Source organism: Nostoc sp. T09, from assembly GCF_002154695.1.
Classification (GTDB): domain Bacteria; phylum Cyanobacteriota; class Cyanobacteriia; order Cyanobacteriales; family Nostocaceae; genus Aulosira.
The window spans coordinates 1-21172 of sequence record NZ_MTAV01000019.1; the positions used below are offsets into that span (position 1 = coordinate 1).

At 41.3% G+C, this 21172-nt stretch carries 12 protein-coding genes and 1 CRISPR repeat array; of the genes, 5 read left to right on the top strand and 7 right to left on the bottom strand.

The features are described 5' to 3' along the window. Window positions 1-173: 173 nt before the first annotated feature. The 5 genes from BV372_RS06045 to hppD form a co-directional block, all read right to left on the bottom strand. On the bottom strand, window positions 174-1397 hold the full coding sequence (locus BV372_RS06045) for a hypothetical protein (RefSeq protein ID WP_086684666.1): 1224 nt from the start codon (window positions 1395-1397) through the stop codon (window positions 174-176). A gap of 11 nt (window positions 1398-1408) precedes the next feature. After that, entirely contained in the window at window positions 1409-3448 is a 2040-nt protein-coding gene (locus tag BV372_RS06050) for an AMP-binding protein (protein ID WP_086684669.1), read from the bottom strand. 274 nt (window positions 3449-3722) lie between these two features. Next, window positions 3723-4643, bottom strand: coding sequence for a hypothetical protein (locus BV372_RS06055; RefSeq protein ID WP_086684672.1), 921 nt, complete (start codon window positions 4641-4643; stop codon window positions 3723-3725). A gap of 22 nt (window positions 4644-4665) precedes the next feature. Continuing rightward, window positions 4666-5856 (bottom strand): homogentisate 1,2-dioxygenase, encoded by a 1191-nt coding sequence (locus tag BV372_RS06060; protein ID WP_086684675.1) that lies wholly within the window; start codon window positions 5854-5856, stop codon window positions 4666-4668. A gap of 12 nt (window positions 5857-5868) precedes the next feature. Next, window positions 5869-6972 (bottom strand): 4-hydroxyphenylpyruvate dioxygenase, encoded by a 1104-nt coding sequence (gene hppD / locus BV372_RS06065; protein WP_086684785.1) that lies wholly within the window; start codon window positions 6970-6972, stop codon window positions 5869-5871. Window positions 6973-7641: 669 nt separating this feature from the next. Between hppD and BV372_RS06070 the strand changes: the two genes are divergently transcribed. From BV372_RS06070 to BV372_RS06090, 5 genes are all read left to right on the top strand, one after another. Next, window positions 7642-8136, top strand: coding sequence for an Lrp/AsnC family transcriptional regulator (locus BV372_RS06070; RefSeq protein ID WP_256973099.1), 495 nt, complete (start codon window positions 7642-7644; stop codon window positions 8134-8136). Between the two features lie 19 nt (window positions 8137-8155). Beyond that, window positions 8156-9025, top strand: a complete 870-nt coding sequence (locus BV372_RS06075) for a hypothetical protein (protein WP_086684678.1) — start codon at window positions 8156-8158, stop codon at window positions 9023-9025. Between the two features lie 535 nt (window positions 9026-9560). Beyond that, entirely contained in the window at window positions 9561-14858 is a 5298-nt protein-coding gene (locus BV372_RS06080) for a caspase family protein (RefSeq protein WP_086684681.1), read from the top strand. Between the two features lie 98 nt (window positions 14859-14956). Next, a CRISPR array of direct repeats spans window positions 14957-17399; the repeat unit is 37 nt; unit sequence GTTTCAATCCCTAATAGGGATTTTAGTTAATTGCAAT. Between the two features lie 446 nt (window positions 17400-17845). Continuing rightward, a complete protein-coding gene (locus BV372_RS06085) occupies window positions 17846-18586 on the top strand; it encodes a dienelactone hydrolase family protein (RefSeq protein WP_086684684.1) in 741 nt (246 codons plus the stop codon). A gap of 136 nt (window positions 18587-18722) precedes the next feature. Next, window positions 18723-19214, top strand: coding sequence for a DUF1499 domain-containing protein (locus BV372_RS06090; RefSeq protein ID WP_086684687.1), 492 nt, complete (start codon window positions 18723-18725; stop codon window positions 19212-19214). A 37-nt stretch (window positions 19215-19251) separates the two neighbouring features. Here BV372_RS06090 and BV372_RS06095 read toward each other — a convergent pair whose 3' ends face one another. Together BV372_RS06095 and BV372_RS06100 are read right to left on the bottom strand one after the other, a co-directional pair. After that, complete coding sequence (locus BV372_RS06095; RefSeq protein ID WP_086684690.1) at window positions 19252-19677, bottom strand: hypothetical protein; 426 nt, start codon at window positions 19675-19677, stop codon at window positions 19252-19254. A gap of 351 nt (window positions 19678-20028) precedes the next feature. Next, a complete protein-coding gene (locus BV372_RS06100; protein WP_086684694.1) occupies window positions 20029-21117 on the bottom strand; it encodes an outer membrane beta-barrel protein in 1089 nt (362 codons plus the stop codon). Window positions 21118-21172: the final 55 nt, after the last annotated feature.

Genomic DNA, 21172 nt, shown 5'->3' on the forward strand with positions numbered 1-21172 from the left:
ATGGTTAGACGACTTGCATGATTTTTTACCTGCTTGGACTTTTCAAACAACCTCTTAGAAATAAATAGTTTTCAGCATTTAGCTATAAGGTGGGTTAGACTCACCTTATAGCTCATTATCTTATTCACCACCATCTTCAAATTAGAAAAAAGTTGCGGAACTTTTGAGAAATTCTAAGTCAATATATGCTGGCTGTTTTCATTACGATGTTTTTTCAGATACTCCATGAATGGTGTGCCGCCCGTGCCAATATCAGTGTCGTTGTTTAACTTTGCAGTTTGTTGGTTAATGTAAGAAGCAGCAAATTTGAGATGCTGAGTCCGGAATTGTTCTATGAGAGCAACGCAGCCATTATATAAATCCTTCAGTTGAGGGACTTGATCCATGTGGTTTTTAACAAAATCACGCAGCGTTGAAAGGTTCTCTACTTCTTTAATAAAGGCTCTGTGTTTAGGTGGCATATAATCCCGCATTTCTATCAGGTATTCCCATAACGGGTCGCCTTGATGGGTAATGTTGAACAGAGCATCCATAGTAGGTACGATCGCACTTTGTGCGCCTGTCTCACCACGAAACTGCTGGGGTTGTTCACCGTAAGCCTCTACACCTTGATATATCAATCCTTCGGGCAATGCAGGGTTGTTTTTCCAGGCGTGAATGTAAGGACGCACTCGATTGTAGTACATATAAGGATCGCAGGCTTCTGGCATCCGGTTCATGGTGGTGTTAATGTTTATCCATGCCTGCTTGATATCCTTCAAACCAGCAATGACAGCAGTAGTGTCAGCTTGAGCAATTCCTGCCAAAATCACGGGAATTGCTGCTAGTGCGGGTGCAGCTTTAGCTTCGATTTCGATATGAATCAGGATAAACCAGTCTTCATCCAACCCACCTAAAAAGTTTTGCCACACCATGATATTGCCAATTTCAATAGGTTCGGTTTCGTGAATCCGTACCCAGTTATCCAAAGCATAGGAAGCATAAGACAACACAGGCGGCCTGCCCAGTTTTTGAGAAATTTTATAAAAAGGTACAGCAATGTTGCAGGGTAGCACTTTAGCGGGTGTTGGCTCGCCCCAAACATAGGCATGGGTTAGGTAGGAATATATCTGCATTGCCCGACGCAACTGCATTTGATTTAATGTTGCTCGCTCTACGTCTACTTTCAGGATGCTATCAAGGACGTGGCGAATCTTCCTGGTAGCCATCCACTTGGGTAATAAGCCCACAGTTTTTTGGACTTGCCAGAAAATGTCTGGTAATTGCGCCTCGGCTGGAGAATTCGTTGGTAAAAAACCAGTTTCTGGGCTAACTTCATAATCCTCCAGCTTCAGAGGATAGACAATTTCTTCTTTGGGTGCGATGCTTTCGGTAACCCCCTCAGTGTACGCAGTCATAATTCTTTTCCTCAAACCAATTTGTAGCTTGGTAAAATAGCTTGGTAATGTTCGCGTAGCACACGACGCATGACTTTATTAGATGCAGTACGCGGCAATGTATCAATAATTACGAGGTCTTGAATTTTAAATAAAGGATTGAGTCGCTGACGAATTGCCGTTTGTAAGAAAGTTTTTAGTACTTCTTTGTCATGCTGTAGATGAGTTTCCAGCACAGCGTAAATGACTAACTGGCTAGGCCCACCTTCAGGAGGTGAATAGGCGATCGCCACAGCTTCAGAAATTCCCTCTACAGAATTGACAATTTGCTCAATTTCCACAGAGCTAACTTTGATACCGCCTAAATTCATTGTGTCGTCAACTCGACCTTGGGCGCGGTAGTAGCCATTAGACAAACGCTCAATTTGGTCACCGTGACGGCGGAGGGAAGAACCAGGGGTATTAGCAAAGTAAACTTGATGGTGGTTTTTGTTCAGTAATTCGGTAGAAAGTCCTATTGATGGAGAAACGATCAACACTTCGCCTTTATCAGCAGGATGACCTTCTTCATCAATAATGACAAAATCTAGACCTAAAGTAGGTGTAGTAAAGGTTGAAGGTGCAGAGGCTTGTACCAGCGTACTAGTGATATATGCCCCGCCAATTTCTGTACCGCCACAATATTCCACAATTGGTTTGTAGCCAGCCTTAGACATCAAAAAGAGCATATCTTGCTGATTGGAACACTCACCTGTGGAACTGAAAGCTTTGATATTACTCCAATCAAGACCTTGCATACAGGCAGTGGTTTTCCAAACGCTGACTAAACTAGGCACTACACCCAGCATAGTGACGCGAGCATCTTGAATAAATTCACCAAATCCCCGTTCTGTAGGTGTGCCGTAATACAGCGCAATGGTTGCTCGATTCACCAAACTGGCATAGATTAACCACGGCCCCATCATCCACCCCAAATTGGTGGGCCAGGCTACCACATCACTAGGATGAATATCTTGGTGTAAATGCCCATCCACAGCACATTTGATCGGGGTGGTTTGTGTCCAGGGAATTGCCTTCGGTACTCCGGTAGTACCTGAAGAGAACAGGATGTTAGTATGAGCCGCCGGATGGGCGGGAACAGCATCGAACTGTTCGTTGTTACTAAGAAATTCCTTCCAAGTCAAATCGCCAGAACGCAGTTCCACAGAGTGTCCCAGCACGATCGCTTGCGGTGCGTTGGCATCAACCACTTTGCTATAAAGGGGCAATTGCTTGCCGCAACGCCAAATATAGTCTTGAGTAAAGATAGCTTTCGCCTCAGACAGGTGCAACCGCATCGCAATTTCCGCAGCCGCAAAACTATCGGCAATGGAAACAACCACACAACCAGCTTTGACAATGCCCAAATAAATTGCCACCGATTCAGCAGTCATGGGCATAGCAATTGCGATCGCATCCCCAGGAACAAAGCCAGCGTTTACCAATCCATTGGCGACTCGGTTAGTTAAACTGTGGAGTTCTCCATAGGTAAGGGTAGTAAGCGCACCGCCTTCTTCTTGAAAGATAATGGCGATCGCATTTTCATCTGCTAAAAAACAACTCTCAGCAATATTCAGGCGCGCATCCACCAGCCATTGGGGAGACTCTACACCTTGCGACAAATCAACAATTTCGCTGTATGGCTTTTGCAAGCGGATACCTAATCGTTGAATCATCATCTCCCAGAACTCACGACGATGTTCAGCTGACCAAGCGTGCAGTTCTGCGTAGGAATTCACTTTTAGGTGTTTCATCAACGCCGCGATGTTGGTTGCCTGTATCTGCTCGTCGGTAGGGAACCAAGCGGGAGGAGGCCCTTGGCTGGTTTTCCAGTCAGCAAAAGTGGTTTTATAAAGTAGTTCGTGGAAGTTAAAAGGTTGGTCAGGTTTAAGGATGTGGTGGGTAAGATACTGCCAGCACTCCGAGGCAGGCAGAGAAGATAACCACTGATTGATTTGTGGTAGCATTGCGACAGCCGTTTCTTTTGCTATGCCGCAACTGATAATTTGTTCTAGCGACAACTGCTTTGTCATCGCCTTTTACCTCTTATAAGAATTTTGGATTTTAGGTGTTGCTGATTGAGAGTAAGAATTAAGTCTCACGCAAAGGCGCAAAGACGCAAAGATAAGAGTTTTAAGGATTTATCGCAAGTAAATTTACCAAAATAAACAACCCACAAAGGATGCTAAGGACACAAAGAAGGATTTGGTATTGCATATTTGCAAACACTTTTCATGTATTTCTTTCTTCCTTTGCGCCTTTGCGCCTCTGCGTGAGGTAATTCATCTCCAGATTCAGCAAATAGTACTAAGTAAAAACTCTCGTTACTCTGTCTTCGTTGAGACCATTCCAAAAGACGGCGATCGCATCTAAAATTTCTCGCCCTCCTTGGATGAATTTGGCTCGCTCAAAGTTGGGCTGAAAATACACTTCTTCCAGTTCTTCTAAGGTATGTCCGGCGTGCTGTCCTTCAACGCGGTTGTGCCAAGTGAAGAATGCTAAATGCAGTTGCGGATGTCGTGTTTTTTTTATGCCCGTCAGTCCGTCTTCCAATTCTTGCCAAAAGCCTGCTGCTGCCCAATTCTCGACGGCAAAGCTAGCACCCTCAGCTATTTGGGGGTCATCGCTACCATATAGACGTTGCAACTCGTCGCAAAAATGCAGAGTGCTAGGGCGTCCATGCTTGCGCTTACCCAGTTCTTCGTAGTGCAGCCCCAATCCTTCAGCCACACCTAACAGCCATTCAAAATGAGCAGCCCGAAAACGGCAGATACCACCGTCTACAGTGCCCTCTGTACTGACTAGTTCGGGGTCGCCTTCTTGGTCTTTTTCTTCTTCTGTTTGAGAGGTGCGATCGCCTGCATTTCTCCCAGACTGACGATAAATTACGCCCAACTCGTTTAACAAAATCTCTCGACTAGCCCGCGACTGCTGGAGTGTAGGCGAGTTGATCGCTTTCAATAAAGCTGCAATTAAGAATTGGTTGGAGAAAACCGAGAATTGTTTGATGAAGTGCCGTAATTCTTCATCTGTTGCCGTACCGTTACTAAACCACCGAGTATAGGTGTTGTTAGTGATGATGCGGTGCTGCAAAAATTCATGTTCTACTTCGGTAAGGAAGTCACGGAAGCTGTCCACTTGAGCCTGAGTCAAATCGCCTCGCTGCAAGCGTTCCTCAATGCGCGAGGAAATAGTTAAATTGTTTGGTGTTGCAAGAACTTGAGTCATAAACACACCTCGTTTGAGAAACTTACGGCTTTAAACCGTGTACAGGTTCTCCTATATGTGAAATCCAACTGTAAGAATAGTTTTTGTCCTCCAGCGCCAAGGCATACTTCGTTAGTTTCAACGGACGAAATGTATCAATCATAACCGCAAGTTCATTCGTCCGCTCTTTACCAATCGACCCCTCGTATGTCCCAGGATGGGGGCCGTGAGGAATGCCGCTAGGATGAACGGTAATCGATGCTCGCTCAATTCCTTTACGAGACATAAAGTTGCCTTCTACGTAGTAGATCACCTCATCCGAATCAACGTTGGAATGGTTGTAAGGAGCTGGAATCGATTGGGGATGATAATCGAAAAGGCGTGGTACGAAGGAACACACCACAAAACCCGGAGCTTCAAAGGTTTGATGTACAGGTGGTGGTTGATGCAGTCGCCCTGTAATTGGCTCAAAGTCTTCGATATTGAAGGCAAAGGGCCAGAGATGTCCATCCCAGCCAACCACATCTAAGGGATGATGACGATAAAGATAACTGGTAATCCGGTTTTGCGCTTTAACTCGTACCTCAAACTCCCCTTCTTCGTCATGGGTAATTAGCTCATCAGGTGCGCGAATGTCACGTTCGCAGTAGGGAGAATGTTCTAGAAATTGACCGTAACGATTGAGGTAACGGGCTGGTGGCTCAATATGTCCGTAAGCTTCGATCACAAGCATCCGCTGCTCAATTCCAACGTCGGGAATGATGCGCCACATTACGCCTGTGGGAATCACCAAATAATCCCCCACTTGGTAACGCAGAATGCCGTATTGGCTTTCTAATATACCGCTACCATCGTGGATGAAAATCACTTCATCACCGTGAGCAAATCGATACCAGTAATGCATGGGTTGGGTGGGACAAGCCACCGAGATGCAGATATCTGCATTAGCCATTAGCGGAATACGAGATGCGATCGCATCCCCACTTGCTGCTACTGTTGCTGTCCGTAAGTGGCGGTGCAGCAAAGGGCCAGGTTCTTCATGAAGCAGTTCCACCGTTTGTTCCAAGAAAATTTTCTGAATTTGAGTAGGTGGACGCAGGTGGTAAAGCAGAGATTGCACACCTGAAAAGCCGTGTATACTAATTAACTCTTCGTGATATAAAGAACCGTTGGGTTGACGAAATTGTGTATGTCGCTTGTGTGGAATTTTGCCCAACTTATAGTAATAAGTCATATCGTTTCGCCCCTAGACGCTTACGAGATTTCCTCGCCGTGCTTGTTCGCGTTCAATAGCTTCAAACAAGGCTTTGAAGTTTCCTTCACCGAAACCACGCGCCCCGTGTCTTTCAATTACCTCAAAAAACAGTGTTGGTCTATCTTGTACAGGTTGGGTGAAAATTTGCAGCAAATACCCATCTTGATCTCTATCCACCAAGATGCCTAACTCTGCCAACTTATCTATAGATTCGTCAATTTTCCCTACCCGTTGTTCCAAGTTCTCGTAATAGGTTGGTGGGGTGACCAAAAACTCCACACCTGTTGCTCTCATGCAGGTAACTGTCTCAATAATATTGTCAGTTGCCAACGCCACGTGTTGAACTCCAGGCCCAAAGTTATATTCTAGATACTCTTCAATCTGGGATTTGCGTTTACCACCCGCAGGTTCGTTAATTGGGAATTTAATTTTACCTGCACCATCCTGCATCACCTTGGACATTAAGGCAGAGTATTCTGTAGTGATGGTTTTCTCGTCAAAATGTACTAAAAGATTAAAGCCCATTGTGTCAGCAAAAAACTGCACCCAGCGTTCCATTGCACCCAGTTCGACGTTACCAACTATGTGGTCAATGGCTTTCAGTCCCACTTCTTTACTATTGAGGTGGGTCTTACCTTGAGGCTCGAAACCAGGAGCAAACACACCTGCGTAATCGCTGCGATCGATGAACTTAATTAAAGTGTCACCGTAGCCACGAATCGCAGCATAGCGTAATCTGCCATAGGCATCTTCTTCTTCAATAGGAGCAATAACTCCTACCGCACCACGACTAGTTGTCTGTTCGTAAGCGCTAACAGCATCCGGTACTTCTAGGGCGATCGCAGCTACACCATCACCATGTTTCAGTACACTTTTGGAAATGGGATGATCTGGACTCAGCCCTGTACTTAAAACAAAGTTGATATTTCCTTGTTGCATCACATAAGATGCTGTTTCGCGGTAGCCTGTTTCTAACCCTCTATAAGCTATGTTAGTAAATCCAAAACACTTGGCATAAAACAGCGCTGCTTGCTTGGCGTTACCAACATGAAATTCCAAGTGGTCAATGCGCTTAATTGGGCAAAAATCGTTAATCATATATTACTCCTTCTAAAAAGCTTCTTTAACTGCTGAACTTCTTGCCAAGGTTGGTTTAACAGCAGTTTCAACAAGCTTAAATGCAGACAGTTTCAGGTCTTTCATTCCTTAACCAAACATGGTCGGCAATGAACACCTTTTCTTCTACACTGCCTGTGCTAACGATGTAGGCACAGTCTCCTAAAGAAGGAGATTTATATAGATAAACATCTCCCCTTTGGCAAGTTCACCTGATGCCTTTGCAAAAATCTGTCTTTATTTGCCGAAGTTTGAGTTTAGATTATTAACTCTACTCTCCTAATTTAGATTATAAATTTTACTTACAAGCATATACAAGTGTAAAATATTAACTTTTAAAATAAATTTAGAATGTAGTTTTAACTACCCTCTAGGGATATTCTTAAAAATAGCAACAAAAAATGCTATTTCCTTCTACGTATAGGAGGAAAGTTGCTTTGTGCTGTCAACTGAAGGTGCTCAGTATGAAGTATGAAATTAACCCTTTCCTTCTGCCTTCTGCCCTCTGCCCTCTGACTTGTAAGTAGGGAACAGGGAACAGGGAACGGGGAACAGGTAAGAACTACTTACATGCTTGGCGATGAAAATTTTTTCATGGGGACTGCCTTCTGCCCTCTGCCTTGCTTTATAAGACTGGAGAATGTGAAAGTGAAGCCAATACTCAAGAACTTGGAACAACTCCAACAATTGGATGACATAGACCGACAACTGTTGTGTCTGTTGCAAGAAAATAGCCGTACAACCATTGTTGAATTAGCCCGTCACGTTAATCTCTCAACGCCTGGGTTACAAAAGAGACTGCGAAAGCTGGAAGAAAAAGGCGTAATTGATCGCTATGTTACTTTAGTGAATCGAGAGGCGCTAGGTTTAGACTTGCTGTGTTTTGCCCAAGTTACCTTGGCAAATCATCAGCCTGAATGTGTAGGAATATTCTGCGATCGCGTCAAGGAGCTACCAGAAGTTTTAGAATGCCACCATCTCAGTGGAGAATTTGACTACCTATTGAAAATGGTTGTTCCTAACCATCAGCATTTAGCAAAGTTATTGTCAGATAAAATTACCCGCATTCCTGGTATAGATAGAATCCAGACCAATATTGTTCTTAATGAAATCAAAGCTTCAACCTCGCTACCATTGGATTAAATACAGCAGGTGAAATCCGATGGTTGCATCACTAGAGGCGCTTCTTTCATCAGTTGTGGACTACGCTGGACTGTTTCCGCCAGCAAAGTTGGAATTACAGTCAGCAATGGCAAATTATGCTCAATATCAAACAACTTCCTATACTTGGATGTTAGGACGCTTTATTTTGCCAATTTCCCGGTTGCACGAGTTTGAGCAACTTTTACCGGAGAAACCAACAAAATGGTCACTGAGCGTAATTATGACTGGAGATGTCCAAGAGGTGACCGCACAGCTACAGTCATTTAACAACCAGAAAATTGGCATTACGTCCCTAGAGTTTCCGCCACTTCCACCCACTGAAATCGAAACAATACTTTCTTATCTTCCTGATGGAATAGAATCATTCTTTGAAATTCCTTTTAACAGCGACTTCAAGAGCTATTTATCAGTTTTGCAACATACTGGTGCAGCCGCTAAAATTCGTACTGGCGGCGTAACAGTTGATGCCTTTCCGAGTTTGACTCAACTGTGCCAAAGTATCTTCGCCTTTGCAGAAGCTCAAGTTCCCTTTAAAGCAACCGCAGGACTGCACCATCCATTACTAGGCAAACATCGGTTAACAAGTGAGCCAAACAGCCCTGTCAGCATTATGCACGGTTTTTTAAATGTTATAGTCTTGGCAGCACTTGTTTATCAACACAAATCAACGCCAGAGACAGCCTTAGAACTACTCCAAGAATCATCCAAAGAAAATTTTAAATTTACATCTGATAGTATTTCTTGGAAAGATTACCAACTGAATATTTCAGAAATTGAGGAAACTAGACAGCGTTTCTTTCGTTCCTTTGGTTCCTGCTCATTTCAAGAGCCGATAGACGATCTTAAGGAACTCCAATTATTAATCTAATTAGCACTCAAGTTATGACTATATTCTACTTTGTGTGTTTGCAAAAACTTTTGTATATAGCAATCCGATTTGATTACTGAAATTATTTACATAGGGAAGGAACAGGGAACAGGGAAGAAGGAATAAACTGTACTGAGTTTTTTTCAAAAATCAAATATGAGTCCTATAGGTATTGAAGGGTTATACTTACCATTTACCAGTATTTGTAGAGTGGGCAGTGCCCACCAAAACCTTGATCTTGATACAGTGAGCGCTGCCTATTCCACGGATATTTCAAAACTTAAGTATAAATCCTATACTTACCATTTATCAGGGATTTTTGCTGCATAAAAAAACAGCATAAAACCTACTATATAAATGTAAACCTTAAGAGGTTATTGATATAGTCATACCAATTGGTAATCAATAATTTGTAATTAAAAAATTCAGATTTAATCTAGTAGATCGCGGCATAAATCCACCCTATAATCATAACTCAGAACTCACGAATTCTGAATTATGCTGTAATTTCTCATCCAAAAAAAATAAAATCGGTATGTGTCCACGTGGTGTTACTACCAGTCGCTCAACTCAAGCTAAACAAACAATTGCTCCGAAATTGTGGTTGTTACTTGTGGGTGTCAATCAATATCAGGATGAACAACTTCCTTCTCTACGTTATTCAGCAGTTGATTGCCAGGTATTAGCTGAGGCTTTAGCAGGTGCAACTAAGGAACAGTTTCCCCAAAGACAGGTAAAAATTTATCACGATTTTGCTAACCAGTTACCACTATTAGTAACTGTGCGCGAAAGTTTACGGCAAATTGCAGCTGATGCACAACCGATTGACACGATTTTATTCTATTTTTCCGGTCACGGAATGCTACAGCCAAATACACAGGAAGCATTTTTGTGTTTGGCAGATACGCAAAAAGATAGTTTAGAAAATACTGGTTTACCTGTTAAAGAACTGTTGACACAGTTAAGTAAAAGTGGGGCGCAAAATCAGTTATTGTGGCTGGATGCTTGCCATAGTGGGGGGATGACTCTTAGGGGAGCCATAGCAGAGCCATTACTAAATCCTACTCCGCAATTGGTAGACGCTTTACAACGTAACGCTACAAAAGGTAAAGGTTTTTATGCATTGCTTTCTTGTGATGTTAATCAGCAATCTTGGGAGTTCCCTGAACTGGGGCATGGGGTATTTACTTATTATTTAATGCGGGGTTTAAATGGTGATGCTGCTAATGCCCAAGGTGTAATTTTTGCTGATGAGCTTTATCGCTATGTTTATCACCAGACGTTGCAATATATAGATAAAACCAATCAACAATTACGATTAATTAATCAGCAGAAGCGCGGCAAAGGTGACACTCAACTTTTTAGCGAGTATCCCCTGCAAACACCGAAGCGTATTGTCGAAGGAGTCGGGGAATTGCTTCTAGGCTCAATACCTGCAATCGCGCAATCACGCCCTTCAAGAATAGCACTGGTAATTGAGGGATTTACTGGTTATCAGGCAACTCTAGATTTGAGTAAAGTCTTGGTTGGTGCTGGTGATTTCGAGTTGGAATATTTGCCTCGTTCAGGAGAAACAACCGCTAAGGATATTCGGGCTGCAATTCAAGAATGTTTGGGTTCAGTAAATCAACAACGCCACGAAATAATTGAAGAAACCTCAACTGTATTTTTATATTTACGCGGAAGTTTGGAAGAAACCCCGACTGGGGAAGCGGCATTATTAATATCAGAAGATATTTGGCTAAGCCGTTCTTGGCTAAGGCAACAATTACGCCGTTCACAAATTGCCCAACAAATCATTATCTTAGATTTTCCGGTAGTTGCAACTGCTGTTTCTTCTCTCCATGAGTGGGTAGAAGACTTACAGTTAGAATCGGAAAAAGGGCAATGTATTATCGCTGCCACTTCCCCAAAAGATAATTCGGAATTTTTTGCACAAACGCTGATCGAAACTTTAAAAAATGCTAATAACCCAGCAGGTTTATCTGTAGCTGGTTGGATTACTCAATTACAAGTTCAACTGGCATCACAAACACAAAATACCCCGTTTCTATCACTTAATTTTTGGCTATCAGGAACTCAAGGTGTAATTGAAATCATCCCTGCCACAACTGGCGCACGCAGTTATAAAAAAGCAGCATTAGATTTAAAAATTTGTCCTTACCGGGGATTAAGAGCTTTTGCTGAAGAAGATGCTCAATATTTTTTTGGCAGAGAATCTTTAACTCAGCATTTAATTAGTCAAATAGCGCATAAATCTTTCTTAGCTGTAGTGGGTGCTTCTGGTAGTGGTAAATCTTCTGTTGTGCAAGCGGGATTAATTGCCCAATTACGTCCAGGTAATTGTTTACCTGGAAGTGATTCTTGGTTAATTAAAAGTTTGCGTCCCGGTGCGCGTCCCTTGGAAGAGTTAGCGAGACGATTGGAGGAGGGAGGGGGAAGGGGACAAGGTAGTAATCTTTCTCCCTCATCCCCCCACACTCCCCACACTCCCTCCTCTCCTCCATCGCCCCAGCTTGTACTAGAGGGAATGCTATATCAGGGGGTGGAAGGCTTTGTCTACTGGTTGCGTAGCCGACCTGAGTCTGTGGTGGTTTTGGTGGTAGACCAGTTTGAGGAATTATTTACCCTTGCACCTATCGAAGATAGACAGCGGTTTTTAGAATTGGTGTTGGGAGCAATAGAATATGCTTCTGATAAGTTTAAATTAGTCATTACTTTGCGCGCAGATTTTATCGCTTCTTGTTTGGAAGTCTCTGCACTGGCGACTTTACTGCAAGAATTTAGCGTCTTAGTTCCGCCTCATCTGAGCGATCGCGATTATCGTCGTGTCATTATTAATCCAGCGGAACAAGTGAGTTTAAAAGTAGAGCCAGAATTGGTAGAAGTTCTGGTACAAGAGTTAAACCACTCGGCGGGGGATTTACCGCTGTTAGAATTCGTACTAGAGCAGTTGTGGGAATTCCGGCAAGAGGGAGAACTGACTCTAGCGGCGTATCAGCAACGAGTGGGTGGTATTAAGGGCGCGCTGGAACGTAAGGCCCAAGCAGTTTATGAAAGTTTAGATAGCCAAGCTCAAGATTGTGCGCGATGGATTTTTCTTTCTCTCACCCAATTAGGGGAGGGTACAGAAGATACTAGGCGCAGGGCATTGAAATCAGAGTTAGTAGTGCAAAAATATCCGGCGGCGTTGGTGGAAAGAACGCTGCAAGTGTTAACTGCTGCGAAGTTAGTGGTGGTGAATTTGGAAGAGGAGGGGGGGAGTAGGGGACAAAGAGACAAGGGAGACAGGGGGGACAAGGGGGATTCTGCGATCGCTTCTCTTCCTGCGTCGGCTGTGACTATTGAAGTGGCGCATGAAATTTTGATTCGCCATTGGTCAACTTTGCGATGGTGGTTGGAGGAAAATCGTAGTAGGTTGCGATCGCAGCGTCAAATTGAACAAGCGGCAGCTTTGTGGAAATATAATCATGAGCAAGCTGATTTTTTGTTGCATGGTATCCGTTTAGCTGAGGCGGAAGAAATTTATGTTAAATATACAGAGGAATTATCTCAAGATGTTCAACTTTTTATTGCTGCTTGTTTAGAAGCAAGGCAACGACAACAAATTGAACAAAAAAAGCGACTCCGACAAGCTCAAAAAGCTGTTGCTGTTATTAGTGTATTAGGTATTGCTGCTAGTGGTTTTGGCGGTTTGGCTTATTTCCAAAAACAAGCGGCTCAGTTACGCGAAATTTCTGCTTTGAATGCCTCATCAGAAGCATTATTGTTATCAAATCAGCAACTTGAAGCTTTAATTGCGAGTGTGAAAGCTGGGCGAGAAATCAAGCAGGTATTTGCGCCAGCTAAAGATATACAATTAGCAACTGTAGCAACTCTTCAGCAAGCTGTTGAGCAAACTCAAGAACTCAACCGCTTACAAGGTCACAGTCAACAAGTTAATGCTGTTACTTTTAGCTCCGATGGTAAAATTATCGCTTCTACTAGCGATGATGGCACAATTAAATTTTGGAGTTACAATGGTAAATTAATCAATACTATTACTGATACTAAAAATAGATTTACATCTCTGTATTTTAGTCCTGATAGTCAATTTATTGCGGCTGCGAGTACAGAGAAAAGCATTAAATTATATAACATCAATTTGGCAAATTGCCCGCAGGCTAGAAGCCTGGGGCTACATAAACAAAGCCTGCCTTCGCAGGCTGAGATATCTGCTATAAATGGGAAATGTTACCCATTAATTAAGAGTTTCACAGGACATAATGATATTGTCAGCAATGTAGTTTTTAGTCCCGATGGGAAGACGCTTGTTTCTGTTAGTCGAGATAAAACTATAAAGTTATGGCGCATTGATGGCAGTTTAATTAAAACCTGGAATGCCCATAATGGCTGGGTGAATACTGTTAGCTTTAGCCCTGATGGTCAAGTTATTGCTTCTGGTGGTGAAGATAATTTAGTCAAGCTTTGGCAGATTGCAGATGGTAAGTTACTGCAAACAATGACAGGGCATAAAGAACGGGTTACTTGTGTGAAATTTAGCCCTGATGGTCAAATTATTGCTTCTGCTAGCGGTGATAAAACTATCAAGTTTTGGAATCGTCAAGGCAAAATTTTACAAACTATTGAAGGTAATACAAATCAAATTAACAGTATCAGCTTTAGTCCAGATGGTCAATTAATTGCTGCTGGTGATGCTGATGCTATGTTGAAAATCTGGAATATTAAAAATAAATTAGGTATAGAATATAAAATCAAACAAAATTTGAGAGGGCATGGCGCACAAATTAATCATATTAGCTTTAGCCCGTCAGGTAAAATTATTGCCTCTGCTAGCGTTGACAAAACCGTTAGGCTTTGGCGAGTAACTAATTCTAAACAAACCCAGGATGAAGGTAGTTTTTATAGTGTGAGTGTTAGTCCTGATAACAAGATGTTTGCTGCGGCTGGTTGGGACGGCACAATCAAAATATGGGAAAGTAATAGTAAATTTATAAAATCTATTTCAGGGAATAAACAGATAATTTATGCTGTGGATTTTAGCCCCAATAGTAAAATTATAGCTAATGCAAGTGATGATAAAACAATTAAATTATGGAATATAACCAATAGTTCTCTACTTCAGACACTAATAGGACATACAGCGCGAGTAACTAGCATTATTTTTAGTCCCGATGGTAAAATGCTAGCTTCTGGTAGTGCCGATAAAACTATTAAGTTATGGCAAATTGTAGATGGAAAATTACTACAAACTTTCAAAGGACATACTGATGAAATAACCAGCGTTAGTTTTAGTATTGATGGTAAAATGCTGGCTTCTAGCAGTTACGATAATACTGTCAAAGTTTGGAAACTTGATGGTAGTCTTGTCAGAAGTTTGCAAGGAAATGGACTGGCGATCGCATCTGTAAAATTCAGTCCAGATAACACAATTCTCGCTACTGCTAGTTTGGACAACAATATCAAAATTTGGAACGTCGCCGACGGAACTTTAATCAATACCCTTGCAGGACATACCGACGGCGTAACTAGTTTGAGTTTTCTACCAAATAGTCAAATACTAGCTTCTGGCAGCGCTGACGGTACAATTAAGCTGTGGAATATCAGCGAGCGCACTTTACTAAAAACTCTATTGGGTCATCCTGGGAAAGTGAATAGCATCAGCTTCAGTCCCGATGGTAAGACGCTGATTAGTGCAGGTGAGGATACTGGGGTAAAGCTGTGGAATTTAGATTTAGACGATCTGAAGCGGCACGGATGCTTACAAATCAAAGATTATCTGCAAAATAATCCCAATGTAAGCGAGAGCGATCGCAATATCTGCAAAGATTGATTGATACAGTTATGAATAAATAACCACAGATGAACACCGATAAACACCGATATGGCGTTGCTGATTGATGGGATGAATTTTGTTTGACTTATTACTTGGTTTTAATCCCTGATAGGGATTTTAATTAATTGCAATTTATCAGGCGATCGTCACTGTAGTAGCCATTTTGCACGTTTCAATCCCTAATAGGGATTTTAGTTAATTGCAATATTTATTCGATTAATGGCGTGAAATGCCGTTTAAGTTTCAATCCCTAATAGGGATTTTAGTTAATTGCAATTTATTTTCAGTGAAAACCAGGCTAAACCAGCAAGTTTCAATCCCTAATAGGGATTTTAGTTAATTGCAATGCATTTTCTATTTAAATTGTTCAGGCTATTTTTCGGGTTTCAATCCCTAATAGGGATTTTAGTTAATTGCAATATTTATTCGATTAATGGCGTGAAATGCCGTTTAAGTTTCAATTCCTAATAGGGATTTTAGTTAATTGCAATCTAGTCGAGCTATCAAGTTTTTTAGCAATTGTTTTGTTTCAATCCCTAATAGGGATTTTAGTTAATTGCAATTACGGTTGGAATTGCCATATTGAGCCAAAATTACCCTGTTTCAATCCCTAATAGGGATTTTAGTTAATTGCAATTCGCGTTGCATCTCCTGATGTTGACTTGCTCGTGTTTCAATCCCTAATAGGGATTTTAGTTAATTGCAATTGGATACCACTGTAAGCTCTGCACAGTTTTATCCCGTTTCAATCCCTAATAGGGATTTTAGTTAATTGCAATGAATTCATCTTTTTTACAAAGGCTAGTTCATGCGAGGTTTCAATCCCTAATAGGGATTTTAGTTAATTGCAATTTGGTGAAGAGAATGTTGTTGCAACCACCTTGTCACGTTTCAATCCCTAATAGGGATTTTAGTTAATTGCAATGCTGTAACGTTGTCGGCAATGGATATCCCCATCTGCTCAGTTTCAATCCCTAATAGGGATTTTAGTTAATTGCAATCTTGTTTTGTTACCAAGCCCAACCATTATTTTCATGTTTCAATCCCTAATAGGGATTTTAGTTAATTGCAATTTCCGTGGCGGCTCCACTTAATTACTCGCTTAGCTTCTTTCGTTTCAATCCCTAATAGGGATTTTAGTTAATTGCAATCTAAAGCTTTTTTAGATTCATCACTACCTGGATTGTTTCAATCCCTAATAGGGATTTTAGTTAATTGCAATGTGCAGTTCTTAAAGTTTGCTCGTAATGATCCACTACGTTTCAATCCCTAATAGGGATTTTAGTTAATTGCAATACTGCCGGGGGTGGCATAGGGGTTACAGCACAAGGTTTCAATCCCTAATAGGGATTTTAGTTAATTGCAATTTTTGGGATTTTGCAGCCTCAATTGGCACGGCTGGTGTTTCAATCCCTAATAGGGATTTTAGTTAATTGCAATTGAAAAAAAACGGGCTAGTTTAGAAAAGTCTAAGCTCGTTTCAATCCCTAATAGGGATTTTAGTTAATTGCAATCTACAACATCAATAAAGATAAATTAGGACGCAAATCTGATGTTTCAATCCCTAATAGGGATTTTAGTTAATTGCAATGTAAATACCCAACTCAAAATCAACAGGAGAAAGATAGTTTCAATCCCTAATAGGGATTTTAGTTAATTGCAATTATTTATTCCCCGTCTTTCTAAATTCGGAGTTTCGTTTCAATCCCTAATAGGGATTTTAGTTAATTGCAATCGGTTTTAATATTTACACAGTTCTTAGTCTTCTAAGTTTCAATCCCTAATAGGGATTTTAGTTAATTGCAATGCATTTTCTCTTAGTAGGAAAGGGAGGCTGTTGCTGGTTTCAATCCCTAATAGGGATTTTAGTTAATTGCAATCACTTAGCTTATATTTCCCTAGCTTCGGCAATTAGTTTGTTTCAATCCCTAATAGGGATTTTAGTTAATTGCAATTTGCCAGTTTGCTACAAGTAACCAACTTGATGGCGAATATGTTTCAATCCCTAATAGGGATTTTAGTTAATTGCAATAAATTAATTCAACCACTAAGCTCAATAGAATTAGTTTCAATCCCTAATAGGGATTTTAGTTAATTGCAATCTGCCTCATTAACAGCAGCGAATGCTTCCATTGGTTTCAATCCCTAATAGGGATTTTAGTTAATTGCAATTTGAATTGCCAATAGCTCTGGCGTCCAGGGAATCGCTGTTAGGTGGTTTCAATCCCTAATAGGGATTTTAGTTAATTGCAATGCTCCTAATGATATTGATGCTCAAGCTAAGGCCAGTTTCAATCCCTAATAGGGATTTTAGTTAATTGCAATTTGTAAATCCCGGTGTAATTTGCCCATACCGATGTGTTTCAATCCCTAATAGGGATTTTAGTTAATTGCAATCTGTAGCTACAGCAATTAGGCAAGATGGGGCAGTTTCAATCCCTAATAGGGATTTTAGTTAATTGCAATTATATTGCGATCCTCCCTACCCACACAGCACCCGGGTTTCAATCCCTAATAGGGATTTTAGTTAATTGCAATCGCCCGCAGTTGAAAGCATTGATATATTTGGTTTTCAAGGTGCAGTTGCGTCAATCTCCAATCAAAGTAGCTTTTTGGGCATTGAGTTGTCAAGGGTGTCATGAGTAAAATCACTCCAAAAGCTTGTGTAGCAAGGCTTAACGAGTTTGCGTCAACCTCAAAGTTGGTGTAAAAGGGGTCAAAGCTAGAGGGAGTAAGCTTTTGAGGTGCAAAATTTTTCTTGATTTTTTAAACACCTAGTGGTTGACGCCAGCTTACCTTACCATCACTTTTACAATGGGATGTTTTAGCCATTCATTAAAATTGTTCCAAAATTACTCTTCAGTTTTGAGAGATAGAGAAATAATGAAAGGATGCTTCTTTTCTATCATGGCAGCAAGCTGTTCTCAATCCTAACCCACTTGTGTAGAAGCTAATGAAAGCAGGCATGACACGGAGACAAAAAAGTGCAAATCACTAAGCGCAATGTCGAGTTAAGAGTAAATGACAGTTTAATGCGTGTCTATGTAGCGGCTCCCAAAGCAGCAGGAGTTTACCCAGGTATTGTATTTTATAGTGATATTTATCAGTTAGGTAGTCCGATCGTTCGTTTAGCTAACTACTTAGCAGGATTTGGCTATGTAGTAGCAGCACCAGAAATTTTTCATCGCCTTGAGCCAATTGGTACAGTTATTGAACCCGACGATCTCGGTCGGATGCGAGGGAATGATGATGCACGCCGAACTGCGATCGCAGATTATGATGCTGATTGTCGTGCAGTTATTGAATTTCTCAAAACAGAAAGTGCCGTTTCTCCAGATAAAATAGGTACTCTCGGCTTTTGTATTGGTGGACATTTAGCTTTTCGAGCAGCTTTTCAAAACGAGATTAAGGCTTCCGTCTGCTGCTACCCTACCGGTATTCCTAGTGGCAAGCTGGGTCAGGGGATAGCTGATACAATCCATCGGGTGAGTGAAATCAAAGGCGAGATGCTATTGGTGTTTGGTACTCTTGACCCTCACATCCCAGAACATGACCGACAAAGCATAATTCAAGCTCTTGAAAATGCTAATGTACCTCACAAAGTTCTTCAATATGAAGCAGAGCATACTTTTATGCGCGACGACGGTTATCGTTACGATTCAGTTGCTACTACCTCTGCTTGGTCGGAAATAGTAACTTTCTTGCAACGTATATTTGCAAACTGAAGAAGAAACTTTCAGCCGGAAATCTCACTGGGCGATCGCTTAGGCAGGCGATCGCGTTTTGTTGAGGTTCGCAGCAGGCAACCAAAATAACCGACAATAACTAAGTGCTATTCAAACCTTGAGGAGTAAATTTATCATGTCCGGTCTGCTAAGAGCATTTGCCCAGAGATTTCTGCTAAGTATAACTTTTGCAATATTCTTAACCCTGACTAGTAGTTTAATATTTCCTGCTGCTGCTTGGGCTGTGTCTTCTAGCTTGGGAGTTAATAACGCTCATCTTAGTTCTTGTCCGGCTTCAGACAACTGTGTTGTCAGTCAAGATGCTGATTCTAAACACGCCATTGACCCGATTGCTTATCATGTAGACCGCAATGCAGCTAAAGAAACCTTATTAAAAGTTCTTACCGTTGTTCCCCGTACAGAAGTTATAGAAAATACGGATAATTACATCCATGCTCTTTCTAAAAGCCGCATCTTCAAATTTGTTGACGATGTAGAGTTTTATTTCCCGCCTAATGAGTCAGTAATTCATGTACGTTCGGCATCTCGCGTGGGAGAGTCGGATCTCGGCGTTAACCGCAGGCGTTTAGAGCAAATTCGTCTCGCTCTGAAAGATTTAAATATTTGATTTCATCTGACTTGAACTGCTGTAATTGCTACCAGTCTTACAAAGAGAACCGATACAAAATATTTCCCTCTTCACTCACTTCAAAAGAAGCATTGAGTTCTTTAGCTTTCTCATCTAAATATTGTTTAGCTTCCTTAATTGATATTTCAGCATTTCTCGCCAGTTGAAAAACCGTTACACTTCCAGCATTATTCTCTATTAATTCTAAGAACACTAAATTAAGACGCTTTTGTTCTGATGCAACAAGTAATGCTTGTTCTTTTCGCTTCTGCTGTGCTAAAGACCAAATCAACCCACCTCCTACAAATGTTGACGGAAGAGTAAGAATAGTTAAAGCAGCTATAGCATCGTGTTTATCTTTAGGGGTAGTTTTGGGATTGAGAATTTCCACCATCATCCCAACAGAAAATGGAATGCCAAATAATAGAAAACATATTGCCAAAAATTTCTTAATCAGTTTCATACAAGCTTTTTAAGGTACTACCAAATATTGAATTTATGAACTATGCAAAATTATTGAACTCTGTAATCTTGTTCAGTTATCCATAACCAATACTGACTACTTCGCGTGTACATAGGGAAATGCAGAAATCATATCTCTTCTATTATATAGCGTATAATAAAATACTTTGACAATATAAATATTGCTGGTGTTTCCTCTGTTAAAATGCTGTGTTTAGGCGATCGCTGTTGGTGGCTCATATAAAAGAGGAAAAACAAAGGGTTTGATTCTTCCCTTAGTTTTTCTCAGCCAAACCTGGGGCGGATTTCAAGCAATAAACGAACTGAAATCAAAGATTTGGCATCAAGCTAATTAGAATAAAGGCACATTTAACCCTATATTTACTCCTACAGAAAAGTTGTCCAAATCTACCAATGGATCTGATGAGGAGCCGAAAAGGTATGATGCTGAACCACTAATAAATAAGTCGGGGTTAATGTTGTAAATTGCTTCTAAAGCTATTTGATTTTGAGTATCAAATCTTTCTTGTTGGGTGAAGTCTTTTAAATTTAATCGATAGTCTAATGCACCTTGCAGTTGGGGTGTAATGTCATATCGCAAACGCGCGCCTAAGGTGTTAGCTACACGATTTTGGTCGCTGGGTGTGGCAAAGCTGGCTCGCAGTTCATAAAATGAATCGAGTCTGAGGCGATCGCTTAATTGGTCTTGTCGCCCGACACTTAAGCGAACCGAGTCATCTAATAATAAGCGATCGCCACTACCATCTCTGTAAAGTCTTTCCTGAACCCATCCCAGTTGACCATACATTCCTCGTGTGAGTCGTTGTTGTATTCCCACATTAAAGTTGAGGTAGTTGTAATTAAAGTCTCCTTGATCTGCATATCTCACCAAACCCCCACCCACAGCAGTCACTAAGCGGGTATCTTCTGCTAGTTTAGGTGTTGCTAGTAAGGTAGCACCATTGATAAACACCGTATCACTCGGTTGAAATGCTTCAAAACCCGTAATGTTAGAACTGGTAAAGGCAGAGGAACGCAGTAATAACTGCACATCAGGCTGACGGCGTTGGGGTGGTTGTTGTGGACGAGGAGGGATAATTTTAATTTCGCCTAATTCTGCCTCAACATCTTGTTGATCAGTCGCTTGATTTGAGTCAGCAGGAGGGAAATCTGCGGGATTAGTTGGGTCACCTGGAACTACAGGAACTTGAGCCTGCTGTACTTCTGAAAGTTTACCGTTTTGCTGATGCTGCCAAGATGAGTCAGTAATTAGTTCTGGTGTTGCTATTGTTGGCGCTGCTGTAGAATCTACGGATTTTATGCTGGTGGAAGGCGTTGACAAACTAACTGTTTTGGGAGTACGGGATTCAGCCACATTATGCTGAAAGTTGCAGGTGAGCAAGGTAGCTAACGAACAAAGCGCAATTGGAGACACAGGCATAAGAAATTTAAATTATAAATTTATACACTAAGCAACATACCGCAGAGAGCACGTA

Bases quoted from the DNA above. Each gene is read 5' to 3' on its own strand.
- BV372_RS06100 (WP_086684694.1), bottom strand. From the start codon at position 21,117: ATGCCTGTGTCTCCAATTGCGCTTTGTTCGTTAGCTACCTTGCTCACC.
- BV372_RS06095 (WP_086684690.1), bottom strand. From the start codon at position 19,677: ATGAAACTGATTAAGAAATTTTTGGCAATATGTTTTCTATTATTTGGC.
- BV372_RS06050 (WP_086684669.1), bottom strand. From the start codon at position 3,448: ATGACAAAGCAGTTGTCGCTAGAACAAATTATCAGTTGCGGCATAGCA.
- BV372_RS06055 (WP_086684672.1), bottom strand. From the start codon at position 4,643: ATGACTCAAGTTCTTGCAACACCAAACAATTTAACTATTTCCTCGCGC.
- BV372_RS06060 (WP_086684675.1), bottom strand. From the start codon at position 5,856: ATGACTTATTACTATAAGTTGGGCAAAATTCCACACAAGCGACATACA.
- BV372_RS06045 (WP_086684666.1), bottom strand. From the start codon at position 1,397: ATGACTGCGTACACTGAGGGGGTTACCGAAAGCATCGCACCCAAAGAA.
- BV372_RS06090 (WP_086684687.1), top strand. From the start codon at position 18,723: ATGTCCGGTCTGCTAAGAGCATTTGCCCAGAGATTTCTGCTAAGTATA.
- BV372_RS06075 (WP_086684678.1), top strand. From the start codon at position 8,156: ATGGTTGCATCACTAGAGGCGCTTCTTTCATCAGTTGTGGACTACGCT.
- BV372_RS06080 (WP_086684681.1), top strand. From the start codon at position 9,561: ATGTGTCCACGTGGTGTTACTACCAGTCGCTCAACTCAAGCTAAACAA.